The 12,908-nt window shown below is 71.1% G+C and carries 11 protein-coding genes; 7 read left to right on the top strand and 4 right to left on the bottom strand.

Going from position 1 to position 12,908, the window contains the following annotated elements; all coding sequences use genetic code 11:
* Position 1: 1 nt before the first annotated feature.
* Entirely contained in the window at positions 2-541 is a 540-nt protein-coding gene (locus EDF48_RS15275) for a hypothetical protein (RefSeq protein WP_131881016.1), read from the top strand.
* 49 nt (positions 542-590) lie between these two features.
* Here the strand turns inward: EDF48_RS15275 and EDF48_RS15280 are convergent, their stop codons facing one another.
* Genes EDF48_RS15280 through EDF48_RS15290 form a run of 3 tightly spaced genes read right to left on the bottom strand, consistent with a single transcriptional unit; the run spans position 591 to position 4,070 of the window.
* Positions 591-1,331: a copper homeostasis protein CutC gene (locus EDF48_RS15280; RefSeq protein WP_131881018.1), complete on the bottom strand. Its 741-nt coding sequence runs from the start codon at positions 1,329-1,331 to the stop codon at positions 591-593.
* Positions 1,328-2,893, bottom strand: a complete 1,566-nt coding sequence (locus EDF48_RS15285) for a M81 family metallopeptidase (protein WP_207895506.1) — start codon at positions 2,891-2,893, stop codon at positions 1,328-1,330. Before EDF48_RS15285 ends, EDF48_RS15280 begins: the two co-directional genes overlap by 4 nt.
* Entirely contained in the window at positions 2,886-4,070 is a 1,185-nt protein-coding gene (locus EDF48_RS15290) for an ROK family protein (protein WP_111085915.1), read from the bottom strand. The genes EDF48_RS15285 and EDF48_RS15290 overlap by 8 nt, the downstream gene beginning before the upstream one ends.
* A 216-nt stretch (positions 4,071-4,286) precedes the next feature.
* Here EDF48_RS15290 and EDF48_RS15295 point away from each other — a divergent pair, with 216 nt between their 5' ends.
* From EDF48_RS15295 to EDF48_RS15315, 5 genes are all read left to right on the top strand, one after another.
* The gene (locus tag EDF48_RS15295) at positions 4,287-6,083 is read left to right on the top strand and encodes a peptide ABC transporter substrate-binding protein (protein WP_131881022.1); all 1,797 of its coding nucleotides are present in this window, start codon (positions 4,287-4,289) and stop codon (positions 6,081-6,083) included.
* A gap of 93 nt (positions 6,084-6,176) precedes the next feature.
* Positions 6,177-7,136 (top strand): ABC transporter permease, encoded by a 960-nt coding sequence (locus EDF48_RS15300; protein WP_131844871.1) that lies wholly within the window; start codon positions 6,177-6,179, stop codon positions 7,134-7,136.
* Positions 7,137-7,191: 55 nt separating this feature from the next.
* Positions 7,192-8,085, top strand: a complete 894-nt coding sequence (locus EDF48_RS15305; protein WP_111085912.1) for an ABC transporter permease — start codon at positions 7,192-7,194, stop codon at positions 8,083-8,085.
* Entirely contained in the window at positions 8,085-9,773 is a 1,689-nt protein-coding gene (locus EDF48_RS15310) for an ABC transporter ATP-binding protein (RefSeq protein ID WP_131881024.1), read from the top strand. The genes EDF48_RS15305 and EDF48_RS15310 overlap by 1 nt, the downstream gene beginning before the upstream one ends.
* Positions 9,770-10,693, top strand: a complete 924-nt coding sequence (locus EDF48_RS15315) for an ROK family protein (RefSeq protein ID WP_207895507.1) — start codon at positions 9,770-9,772, stop codon at positions 10,691-10,693. The genes EDF48_RS15310 and EDF48_RS15315 overlap by 4 nt, the downstream gene beginning before the upstream one ends.
* Positions 10,694-10,716: 23 nt before the next feature.
* On the opposite strand, the gene EDF48_RS15320 is transcribed toward EDF48_RS15315, so the two are convergent.
* Complete coding sequence (locus EDF48_RS15320) at positions 10,717-11,451, bottom strand: hypothetical protein (RefSeq protein ID WP_131881026.1); 735 nt, start codon at positions 11,449-11,451, stop codon at positions 10,717-10,719.
* A 122-nt stretch (positions 11,452-11,573) separates the two neighbouring features.
* On the opposite strand from EDF48_RS15320, the gene EDF48_RS15325 reads away from it, so the two are divergent.
* Positions 11,574-12,860: a HupE/UreJ family protein gene (locus EDF48_RS15325; protein ID WP_131881028.1), complete on the top strand. Its 1,287-nt coding sequence runs from the start codon at positions 11,574-11,576 to the stop codon at positions 12,858-12,860.
* Positions 12,861-12,908 lie beyond the last annotated feature (48 nt).

The raw sequence follows: 12,908 nt of genomic DNA on the forward strand, positions 1-12,908 counted from the left end.
CGTGGCGCTCCACTGGTTTCCGGACAACTCGCTGATCTGCAACTTCGCTGCCGTCGACGAACTCGACCTCTTGCGTGCCAGCCTCCACGGTGCAGGGAGGGTTGTGGAAGCCGTTGCGTTCGAGATCGAGCGTTCCACAGCCCATGTTCCGAACCTCGCCCGGCTGGACCTCCACGACTGGTTCGGTCCGGCGATCGAGTTCCGCGATGTAGTCGATCAGCTGCAGATCGAAGCGGTGCGCACGGGCCGCTTCGGCGGTAGCGACGAGAAGCCCCTCGAACACCTCGGTGAGAGCCAGACGCTCCACCTGCTCCGGACCCGCGCGGAGTTCGCGGGAAGCGTCTGGATAAGTGAGGACGGCGGGTCGCTCAGAGTGGCCGGGCGCATGGGCATCGTCACTCGAGACACGCGTGCTGTCCTCGAGGAACTCGTCGCGTTCGGTGAGGTGACGGCGCAGCGGGCTTACACGATCGCCGTCGCGATCGAGCAGGCCGATCGGCCGATCCTCAGGATGCCGACGTCCTCCCGCGACCTGTCGTGATCGGACCGGAGGCGCGCTGCGAGCTGGCGCAGTTGTTCTGAGACCAGTGTCAGGCGTCGAGGGCGCGTCGCGCGGCCGCTACGACCTCGGCGTCGGTCACGAAGTGCGCGGAACCGTCGTCGGCGCCGCCCATCGGGACCCCGGCGTGGGCGCTGTCCGGCGCGGCACGCTTGGCCGACAGGTGCACGGCGGCGGCGCCCGTCGCGACCAACGCCCGGATGTCGGCCGGGGTGACACCGGCACCGGCCATGACCTGCACGGGCCCGGCGGCGTCGACCATCCGGGCGATCGTGGCAGCGCCGGCTCCCGCGGTGGGGGCGCCGCCGGAGGTCAGCACGCGGGTGAACCCGAGGGCGGCGAGCGTGGCTGCTGCGGCGACGGGGTCCACCGCGTGGTCGATCGCCCGGTGCAGGGTGATCTCGGCGGTCGTGCTGACCGAGCGGGCGGCGTCGACGAAGCGGCGCAGGGCGTCATCGTCGAGGGTCCCGTCCGGGCGCAGCGCACCGACGACGACACCGGCGGCACCGGAGCGCAGGACCGTCCGGACCTCGCGCACCATGAGCTCGACCTCGTCGGGGGTGTGCACGAACCCGCCGGGGCGGCACCGGACCAGCGCGTGCGCCGGGATCCCGGTCTCGTGGGTCGTCTCGACCAGGGCCTGCGACGGGGTCAGCCCGCCGAGCTCGAGCCCGACGCAGAGCTCGACCCGGTCGGCCCCGCCGTCCCGTGCGACGACCGCACCCTGCGGCGAGGTGACCGCGATCTCGAGTGCAACGGGCGAAGGGGTCATGCAGAGGCTCCGAGTGGCTGGTCCGAGGCCGGGATGATCCTGGCGGTCAGGTCCGGGGCCTCGGGGAACACTCGATCGTAGGGGAACATCGGCCGCTCGATCCTGTGGTGCCCGAGGCGGAGCAGGTCCTGGTCGACACCACCCGGGGTGAGCGCGAGCATCCAGTCGGCGGCCATGTCGAACAGCTCCGGCTCGAGGTACCCGATCTTCACCACGACGACGTCGGCCTGCCGTGGTGCGAGGTCGAGGTCGGTGAAGTCGTGCTCGTGGTGGTACGGCTTGCGCAGCTTCGTCAGGATCGCGAAGACGCTGCCGACCTGCAGCACGACCTCGGTCTCGGCGTCGCGGTCGCCGTGCTTGACCGCGTGGACCCGCCCGGTCATGGTGATCGGTCCGGCGTGCACGGCATCGACCGACGCACCGGCGGTCACCGTGACGGTCGCACCCACACCGGCCTCGACCGCGGTCGCCACGGCGGCGGCGCCGGGGACGCTCGCGTAGATCAGGGTGGGGCCGTCGGCGCTCGCGAAGGCCGGGTTCGCGAGCACCTGTGTCAGACCCCAGGTCATGTCGCCGGAGCCGCCCGCGGTGGGGTTGTCGCCGGAGTCGGACACGAAGTAGGGGTGTGCGGCGCCGGGCGCGAGCGCGGCGGCCAGGCACTCGTCGAACGTGCCGGTGGGTGCGACGAAGACGAAGTCCTCGCGGACGTCCCAGAAGGCACGGGCGAGGCGCTCGGCCCCGGCGGCGACGGCGGCCTCGTCCCACCCGGTGACGACGGTGACGGCCTGGTCGCGGGGCTGGTCCGCCCAGGCGTAGCCGACCCAGATCGCGGCGTCGAGCACGCCGTCGGTCTGCTCGACGAGCGGCACCTGGGCGTACAGCGAGGCGGCGGGTTCGAGGCGGGTCGAGGTCTGCTCGCCGGGCAGCAGGACGGGGATCGGGATCCAGGCCTTCACGGGGCGCTGCGCTCCGGCAGGACGCGCGGTGAGCACGTCGACCAGGTTCCGGACGGCACGTTCCTTGGTCTCCATGGCGTCCTCGTGCGGGGCCATCCGGTAGCAGGTGACGAGGTCGACCTGGTGGGCGAGCTCGCGCGTGACGTTGCCGTGCAGGTCCATCGACGCCGACACGATGACGTCCGGGCCGATCACCGCACGGATCCGGCCGAGCAGGTCCGCCTCGGCGTCGTCGAGGCCCTCGACGACCATCGCGCCGTGGATGTCGTACCAGAGGCCGTCCACGTGCTCGGCGTCGACGATCGCGCGCAGTCGCGTGACGATCTCGGCCGCGAGCTCCTCGTAGGACGCCCGGTCCACGATGCCGCCGGGCAGCGCGTGCCCGATGAGCGCCCCGCGGAAGTCCGCCGCGTCCGACATCGCGGACAGGAACGGGTACCGCGCCACGACCTCGTCGCCACGGTCTGGGTGGAACGCCGGTGCGTGGGTGCGGGTGGGGGTGAAGGTCGACGTCTCGATGGCCAGTCCGGCGATGGCGACGACCGGACGACGGGCACCGGCGGGGACGGCGGGGACGGCGGGGGTGGCGGGCACGGTCTCAGACACGGACGCTCCTGTTCCTGGTGGTGGACTGCGGGATGGGGGTGGACAGCTCCTCGAGCGACGCGGCGAGGCCCCGCTGCAGTGCGAACTGCCCGGCACCGACGAGCCCGGCATCGGCACCGAGCGACACCGGCTCGATGGCCAGGTGCTGCGTCATGAGCGGGTGGCAGCTCTCGTAGAGCTGACTGCGCACGGCCGCGATGAACGGGTCGAGGGTGGAGAGGATGCCGCCCAGGTAGACGGCGTCCGGGTTGAAGAAGTTCACGTTGGCCGCGAGCACCTCGCCGAGGTACCGACCGGCCAGGCGCACGGCACGGGTGGCCTCGGGGTGGGCGTCCGAGGCGAGTCGGACGACGTCGGCGGTCGAGGAGACGTCGACCCCGGCGCCCGACAGGATCCGCACCAGGGCAGCTCCGGACGCGACGGTCTCGAGGCACCCGGTGTTCCCGCACGAGCAGGGGGTGTCACCGGCGGCGTCGATCCGCACGTGGGTGATGTCCCCGGCCGAACCCGTGGACCCGCGGTACAGGCGGCCGTCGATGACGATGCCCGCGCCGATCGCCGATCCGGCCTTGATCGTGATGGTCTGCCGGCGTCCCGGAGGCTGCACGCTCTGCTCGCCGGCGGCCATGCAGTTCGCGTCGTTGTCGACGATCGCCGGCAGGCCGAAGCGGTCGGACAGCCAGGCGGCCACCGGGAACCCGTTCCAGCCCGGCATCCGGCTCGGCAGGTCGACGACACCGGCCTCGACGTCGACGGGACCGGGCAGGCTGAGCCCGACCCCGCGTAGACCGGCGCGGCCACGGTCGTCGGCGAGCCGCTCGAGCAGGCCGGCCAGTCGCTGCAGGCCGGCGGTCGGACCGTCGGAGAGTGCGAACGGGACGTTCGCGACCGACTCGAGCGCGCCTCCCGGCAGCACGATCCCGACCCGCGCGTGCCCGCCGCCGACGTCGGCGGCGACCGCGTACTCGTCGACGCCGCCGATGCGGAGGACCTTGCGGGGACGCCCGCCGGTCGAGACGTCGGTGCCCTCTTCTGCGAGCAGCCCGTGCGACAGCAGCTGGGTGACGACGTGCGACACCGTCGACGGAGCGGCGCCGAGCAGTGTGGCGATCTCGGTGCGACTCGCGGCCTGACCCGAGGCGACGAGTTCGAGGACGCGAGCAGAGAGGTCCGTCACGACTTTCTCCAATCCGGGGGAAACGACGGTCGAACCGACCGAACACCCGGAGCCTAACCGGCGGAACGGCCCGTTCACCCTTTCGTCCAAACGGCAGAAACGCAGTTTTTACACGAAGATGTTTGTTTTTCCAACGGCTTTGGCCATTGACTGTGTCCGTGCCGCTCGGCACGCGTGCTCCACCTCCCCAGAACTCCCACGCACCAGGAGACACACATGACCAAGCCCCGCCGCTGGGCGCTCCTCACCGGAGCAGCGATCGCCGTGAGCGCCCTGCTCGCCGGATGTTCCGGGGGCGGTTCCGCCACCTCGAACGCGAATCCGGACGAGATCAACTACGCCCTTCCTGCGAACTTCACGCCCAACTGGATCCTGCCGATCGGCACCGCCGCGCACCTCAACACGAACAACGGTTCCATCGCGCAGTCGCTGTACGAGCCGCTCGTCGCGTACGACGGCTCCACCGGCAAGATCGCGTGGAACAAGGACGGGTCCGTCGCCACGGACGCGGAGTTCGCCGACGACGGCAAGAGCGTCGAGATCACCCTCGGTGACCGGCACTGGTCCGACGGCGAGGCGATCACGAGCCGCGACGTCGAGTTCTGGTTCAACCTGATCAAGGCGAACAAGGACCAGTGGGGCTCGTACTCGAAGGGCAAGGCGCCGGACAACTGGACCTCGTTCAAGACCGTCGACGACACCCACTTCACGATCACGTTCGACAAGGCGTACAACTCGGACTGGATGCTCGCCAACCAGCTGAGCCACATCATCCCGCTGCCGCAGCACGCCTGGGACAAGACGAGCGCGAGCGCCAAGGTCACCGACGCCGACGAGACCACCGCCGGCGCGAAGCAGGTCTGGAAGTACCTGAACACCGCGGCCGGCAAGATCTCCGACTACGCCACCGACGACCTGTGGAAGACCATCTCCGGTCCCTACGGCGTGAAGGCGTTCACCACCGCCGGCAAGGTCACCCTCACCGCGAACACGAAGTACGACGGCGGCGAGAAGCCCTCGATCACGACCGTCAACCTGCTGCCGTTCACGACGGCCGACGCCGAGGTGAACGCGGTCCGCTCCGGCGAGGTCGACTACGGCTACATCAACGCCACGGACATGGACCAGGAGTCCTCGTTCACGGCGAAGGGCTACGAGGTCGAGCCGTGGACCGGCTGGGCCATCACCTACATGCCGTACAACTTCAACAACCCGGACATGGGCGCCGTCTTCAAGCAGCTGTACGCCCGCCAGGCCGTGCAGATGTCGATCGACCAGAAGTCCCTGTCGAAGGTCGTCTTCAACGGCACCGCCACCTCGACCTACGGCCCGATCCCGCAGGCGCAGGAGTCCGACTACGTCTCCGACGTGCAGAAGGACAACCCGTACCCGTTCAGCACGTCGAAGGCCAAGGACCTGCTGACCAGCCACGGCTGGGAGGAGCAGGGCGGCACGATGGTCTGCACCGACCCGGGCACGTCCGACAGCCAGTGCGGTGAGGGCGTGAAGAACGGCACGAAGTTCACCATGGGTGTGCTGTCGCAGTCCGGTTCGACCGTGACCGACAACATGATGAGCGCGATCCAGTCCTCGCTCGCGAAGACCGGCATCGGCTTCACCATCAAGACCGCGCCGGTGTCGAGCGTGCTCTCGCAGACCCCGACGTGCACGAGCGACGAGGCCAGCTGCGACTGGGACCTGTCGTTCTTCGGTACCGCGGGCAGCTGGTACTTCCCGGCCTACCCGACCGGTGAGTCGCTCTTCTCGACCGGTGGTTCGGCGAACTTCGGCAGCTACTCGAACAAGCAGGTCGACGACCTCATCGATGCGACCACCACCTCGACCGACGCCACCGCCGTGCAGGACTACAGCGCCGCGGTCGCGAAGGACCTGCCGGTGATCTGGCTGCCGAGCCCCGACTACCAGATCTCGGTCGTCAAGAAGGGCCTGTCCGGGTTCGACCAGGACTCGCTCGCCAACTTCCACCCGGCCCAGTGGAAGTGGAACAAGTAGGACCGTGACCACGGACGGAAGGCGCGGTGTGCGCCCGACGCGCACCGCGCCTCCCGTCCGCTCCGACGCAACAACCCAGACGACGGAAGCCGCATGACCACAGCTCTCTACCTCACCAGGCGCGTCCTGCAGGCGCTCGCGGTGATCCTCATCGTCACGATCGTGGTGTTCTGCCTGCTGCACGCGCTGCCCGGCGGACCCGCCCGCGGTGTCCTCGGCGTCTCCGCGACGCCCGCGCAGATCACCGCGTTCAACCAGGCGCAGGGACTCGACCAGGCGCTGCCGGTGCAGTACCTGCGGTTCCTCGGCCGTCTGCTCACCGGTGACCTCGGCACCTCGTACACGCTCAACGAACCGGTGTCGCAGCTCATCGCGGAACGCCTGCCGAAGACCCTCGTCCTCACCGGCATCTCCGCCGTCCTCGGCCTCGTCGTCGCGATCCCGGTCGGCATGCTCCAGGCCGCCCGCCGCAACGGCGCGGTCGACTACGCCGCCACCGCGCTGGCCTTCGTCTTCTACTCGACGCCGGCCTTCTTCCTCGGCCTCATCCTGATCATCGTGTTCAGCCAGCAGCTGCCGTGGCTGCCGTCGCAGGCGCCGAGCGGCACCACGCTCGCCGAGGTGTTCCAGGACCCCGCCGGGCTCGTCCTGCCCGTCGTCACCGGAGCGCTCGCGATGATCGCCGTGTTCAGCCGCTACATGCGGGCCTCGACGCTCGAGAACCTGCAGGAGGACTACGTTCGCACCGCCCGCGCCGGTGGTGCCTCGACGATGACGATCCTGCGCCGGCACGTGTTCCGGAACTCGCTGACGCCCGTCGTCGCGATGCTCGGCTACTACCTGCCCGTGCTGTTCGGCGGTGCCCTCGTCACCGAGCAGCTGTTCAACTACCCCGGCATGGGGCTCCTGTTCTGGAACGCGGCGCAGTCGTCGGACTACCCGACGCTGCTCGGCTGCGTCCTCGTCATCTCCATCGCGACCGTCATCGGCACCCTGCTCGCCGACGTCGCGCAGTCCCTCATCGACCCGCGAGTGAAGGCGAGCCGCGCATGACCGCCGCGTCAATCATCGACACTGCGTCCACCCATGACGTGAAGGCGAGCCGCGCATGAGCGCCGTACAACTGGCACCCGAAGCACCGGGCGCTCCCGTCACCGTCGCGGCCACCGGGTTCCGGCTCGCCGCCCGTCGGTTCCGCGGCAACACGCTCGCCGTGATCGGCCTGGCCGTGATCGTCGTCATCGTCCTGTTCTGCTTCGTCGGGCCGTTCCTGTACCCGACCGACCAGACCCACACCCTGCTCGAGCAGGCGAACCAGGGTCCGAGCGCGGCGCACTGGCTCGGCACCGACGCCGTCGGCCACGACGTGCTCGGCCGGCTGATGTACGGCGGCAAGGTCTCGCTCATGGTCGGCATCGCCGCCGGGGTCCTGGCCACCGTCGTCGGTACCCTGTGGGGTTCCGTCGCGGGCTACGTCGGCGGCTGGGTCGACGCGCTGATGATGCGCGTCGTCGACGCGGGCATCGCGATCCCGGCGCTGTTCATCCTGCTCGTCATCTCGGCCATCACGACCCCCGGCGTCGCCGGGCTCATCCTGATCCTCGGGCTGGTGTCGTGGCTGGTGCCGTCCCGCCTGATCCGCGCCGAGACCCTGACGCTGAAGAACCGCGACTACGTGCTCACCCTGCGCGCGATCGGCGGCTCGCACGCCCGCGCGATCGGCAAGCACCTGCTGCCGAACTCGGTGTCCACGATCGTCGTCGCCGCCACGTTCCAGGTGGCCGACGCGATCCTGCTCGTCGCCTACGTCTCGTACCTCGGGCTCGGCGTGCAGCCGCCCGCGACGGACTGGGGCGGCATGCTCTCGGCGGGACTCACCGCCGCGTACTCCGGACGCTGGTGGCTCATCGTGCCGCCGGGTCTGGCCGTGATCCTGATCGTCTGCGCGTTCAACGCCGTGGGCGACGGACTCCGGGACGCCTTCGACGTGAGGGGCCGCTGATGACCACCGAACCGATCCTGCGGACGACCGACCTCGGCGTCTCGTTCAGCACCGAGTCCGGCACGGTGTCGGCCGTCCGGGGCGTGTCCCTGTCGGTCGCGCCCGGCGAGACGCTCGCCCTGGTCGGCGAGTCCGGCTCCGGCAAGTCCACGGTCGCGCTCGCCGCGATGGGGCTGCTCTCCGGCAACTCGACCGCGACCGGCAGCGCGCTCGTCGCCGGTCACGAGGTCGTCGGTGCTCCCGAACCGTCGCTCCGTGCCCTGCGGGGCTCGACGGTGTCGATGGTCTTCCAGGAGCCCGCGACGGCCCTCGACCCGCTCACCCGGGTCGGCGCGCAGATCGCCGAGGTGATCCGGAACCACCGAACGGTCACCGCCGCGCAGGCCGCGGCCGAGGCCGTCGACCTGCTCCGCCGCGTCGGCATCCCCGACCCCGAGTCGCGCACGCGGTCATTCCCGTTCCAGCTGTCGGGTGGGCAACGCCAGCGCGTGGTGATCGCGATGGCGATCGCGAACTCGCCGAAGCTGCTCATCGCGGACGAGCCGACGACCGCCCTCGACGTGACCGTGCAGGCCGAGATCCTCGAACTGCTCCGGAAGCTCGCCGTCGACACCGGCACGGGCGTGCTGCTCGTGACGCACAACATGGGCGTCGTCGCGGACTTCGCAGACCGCGTCGCGGTCATGCTGCAGGGCGAGATCGTCGAGACCGGCAGCGTCGAGGACGTCCTGCTCCGTCCGGAGCACGAGTACACGAAGCGGCTGCTCGCCGCGGTGCCGCGGCTCGACGTGGCGGGCGACCGTCCCGCCGCCCCGGTCGACGCGGGGTCCGCTGACGCGGCGGCCGGGAGGCCCGGTGCGGCCCCGGTGGTCGACCTGCGGGACGTCACGGTGACGTTCGGGCGCGGGGCGCGCGCCGTCCACGCGTTGCAGGGGATCGACATCGCCGTGCACGCGGGCGAGACGGTCGGCCTGGTCGGCGAGTCCGGCTCCGGCAAGTCCACCGCGGCCCGGGTGGCGCTCGGGCTCATCACGCCGACGTCCGGCACGGTGTCGCTGTTCGGGCAGGACCTGCGGACCGCGAAGGGCCGTGACCGCCGTGCACTCCGCGCTGGCATCGGCGTCGTGCTGCAGGACCCGGTGGCCTCGCTCGACGCCCGGATGTCCGTGGCGGAGTGCATCGCCGAACCGCTCGCCGTGCACCGCCGTGGGATGTCGTCGGCGGACCGTCGCCGCCGGATCGACGAGGTGCTCGACGCCGTCCGGCTGCCGCGGTCCCTCGCCTCGCGTGCACCTCGCGAGCTCTCGGGCGGGCAGCGCCAGCGGGTCTCGCTCGCCCGTGCCCTGGTGCTCGAGCCGCGGTTGCTCGTCGCCGACGAACCGACCTCGGCGCTCGACGTCAGCGTGCAGGAGACCGTGCTCGAGGTCCTCGGTGAACTGCAGGACGACCTGGGGTTCGCGTGCCTGTTCGTCTCGCACGACCTGGCCGTCGTGCAGCACTTCGCCGAGCGCGTCGTGGTGATGCGCCAGGGTGTCGTCGAGGAGCAGGGCACCACCGGCACGACTCTGCTCCACCCCACGACCGACTACACCAGGCGCCTGCTCGCCGCCGTACCCGTGCCGGACCCCGTCCTGCAACGGCAGCGCCGGACGGAGCGTCTCGCCTCGCTCGCGGCGGTGACCGCGTGACCCGGGTGATCGCCGGCGTCGACGTCGGCGGCACGAACACCAAGGTCGTGCTGACGACCCCGGACCTCGAGGTCATCGACCGCGTCGACCTGCCGACGCCCGCCCACGCGGGCGGGGCGGCGATCGTGACGGCCGCCGTCGGGGCGGTGACGGGCCTGCTCGTCCGGCACCGGGCCTCCTTGACGGGTGTCGGGGTGGGCGCGGCCGGCGTGGTCGACGCTGCCACGGGCACCGTCCTGGTGACGGGCAACTCGTTCACCGGCTGGGCCGGTTACGGCGTGACCCGCGCGGTCAACGACGCCCTCGGCGTGCCGGCGACGCTCGACAACGACGTGAACGCGTTCCTGCTCGGCGAGATCGCCACGGGTGCCGTCGCGGGGGAGTCCGACGTGCTCGGGATGACCCTCGGCACCGGGGTCGGCGGTGCGTTCGTGCTCGGCGGACGGCTGTTCGCGGGGCCGCGCGGCGCCGCCGGTGAGATCGGCCACGTGCCGGGCTTCGGTGACGCGCTGTGCACCTGCGGACAGATCGGACACCTCGAGACGATCGCGGGCGCGCGTGGCATCGCCGACCGGTACGCCGAACGATCCGGCCGGCGGCTGTCGGCGCGTGACGTCGCCGTCGCCGCACGTGCCGGTGACACGGACGCCGCTGCCGTCTTCCAGGCCGCGGGGTGGGGCCTGGCGCGCGCCGCCCTGCTCACCGCGGGGATCCTCGACGTCACGACGATCGTGATCGGCGGCGGCATCGCGCGGTCGTGGGACCTGCTCGAACCGGCCATCACCGCGGCGATCGCGGCCGAGCCCCCGGTGAGCGGTGCGACGATCCGGCTGGCGCAGTCGACCCTCGGGTCGGACGCCGTGGCGCTCGGTGCCGCGTCGCAGGTGCGCGCGCTCGTGCTCGAGGCCGAGCCGGCGTAGCGACGGACCCGGGGCGGGTCGGGTCAGCGCAACCAGACGACGATGCCGCGCAGGTCGTGCAGCACGGCCGCCAGACCCGCGCGCAGTGCGCGGTCGGCGCGCTCCTCCGTGAAGGTGGACGGGTCGTAGTGGCTCGACGGTCCGAGTCCTTCGCCACGGAAGCCGCCGCCGGTCCAGTCCGCGGCCGTCACGTTCGACGTCGGCTCGGCGATCTCGGCACCCACGACCAGGAACTGCTGGTGGAGCGCCGTCGGCGACACCGCGGCGAGCGGGTCGACCATGTGGTTGCCGACGCTGATCACCAGGTCGGACCGCTCGTCGATCGCCCGGGTGACCGCCGCGATCCGGTCGTCGGCGTCCGTCGCCGACACCCTCGTGACGGTGACGTCCTCGTCCGCCGCCCACGACGCGACGGCGTCGAGCAGGGTCCGAGTCGGGGCGTCGTCGGCGTCACCGGCGTCCGACAGGAGTACGACGTCGTAGTCGTCGGGGGCGTGGACCCCGGACCACGAACCCGGCTCCGGGTGGATGGTGGCCTCGGGTGCCGGCGGCTGCGTCGGGTCGGAGAAGCCCGCGCCGAGGGCACCGGCCGTGGCGTGCGCCGTCGCCGACGTGCCGGTGCCGTCGCCGGCGTCGGTTCCGGCTCCAGTGTCGGTCCCGCCGGGTGTCGCCGAGCACCCGGCCAGCAGGGCGACGCCGGTGCTGACGAGGGCGACGGTGGTCAGCAGGACGGTCGTCCGGGCAGCGAGGCGGGTCACTGCATCATCGAAACACGTCGGTGTGCCGCACCGGGCCGGCTCCGGCGGCTGTCCGGCACCTGTCCCACTGCTGGTCACCACCTGTTCACCTGCCGGTCGTCCGAGGGCCGGATCGTCTGCGCGTGCCTTCCGGAACCCCCGTCGCGCTGCTGCGCGCCCGCCCTGCCCGTCCGTCCCGCCCGTCCGCGCTGATCGCACGGGTCGTCGCCGCGCTCCTGCTGCTCGGGGTGCTCGTCGTCGGCGTGCTGGCCGGGGCGTCGCCGGCATCGGCGCACGGCTTCAGCTCGGTCGTCTACGCGAAGGTGACATCGACGGAACCGACCGTCGTGCACGCGGAGCTCGGGCTCGAGTACGACCTGATGCTCGTGTCGGTCGCCACGAGCGAGCACGACGACGCGTTCCACACGCAGGGTCAGGCGGCCTGGGACGACGGCGACTTCCCGGGGATGGTGTCGGCGGCCGAGGCGCACACTGACGCGCTCGGGAAGTACGTGTTCGACCGGTTCTCGGTGTCCGGCGCGGGTGGGCAGGCCTGCACGGGCGTGCTCGGCGACAGCGTCACGGTCGACCTGCAGGACGAGGTGCCGTACGCCCACGTGACGGCTGACTTCACCTGCCCGGAGCCGTCGGAGACGCAGACCGGACACGTCGTGACGTCGACACTGTTCCCGGACAGTGAGACCTTCGTGCGCGACACCAAGACGATCGTCACCTACGACGTCGACGCGAAGCAGGGATCAGCGACGCTCGACGCCTCGCAGCCGTCGTTCTCGACCGAGCAGTCGGCCGGGCAGCGCTTCTGGGAGTTCTTCCGCCTCGGTGCCGAGCACCTGCTGACCGGCATCGACCACATCCTGTTCCTCGTCGCGCTCATCGCCGGGTCACGGCGCCTGCGCGAGGTGGTCTACACCGCGTCGGCGTTCACCATCGCGCACTCGATCACGTTCATCCTCGCCGCGCTCGGGGTGGTCAGCCCGCCCGCGATCGTCGTCGAGCCGCTCATCGCCCTGTCCATCGCCGCCGTGGCCGGCTGGTACCTGTGGCGGCTCTGGCGGCGCCGGTCGCGCGCCGACGAACTCGTGGTCGGTGAACACGGGCACTTCTCGCTCGACCGGGCGGGCTGGACACGCCTGGCCGTCGTGTTCGCGTTCGGGCTGATCCACGGGCTCGGGTTCGCCGGGGCGCTGGGCATCCACGAGGCGTTCTCGTGGCAGCTGCTCGTGTCGCTCCTCGTCTTCAACGTCGGCATCGAGGCCGTGCAGCTCGCGATCATCGTCATCGTCTTCCCACCGCTGTCCCTCCTGCGTCGGAAGGCCCACCGGGTCTCGCTCTGGGTCACCGGAGTCGTGACCGCCGGGGTGTTCGTGATGGGGATGATCTGGTTCGTCGAGCGGCTCGCAGCGGGATGACGGTGGTCCGCTCCTGAACAGCGACGACTTGTCACTCAGCGTTTACCA

The organism is Curtobacterium sp. PhB191 (assembly GCF_004346515.1).
Lineage (GTDB): Bacteria > Actinomycetota > Actinomycetes > Actinomycetales > Microbacteriaceae > Curtobacterium.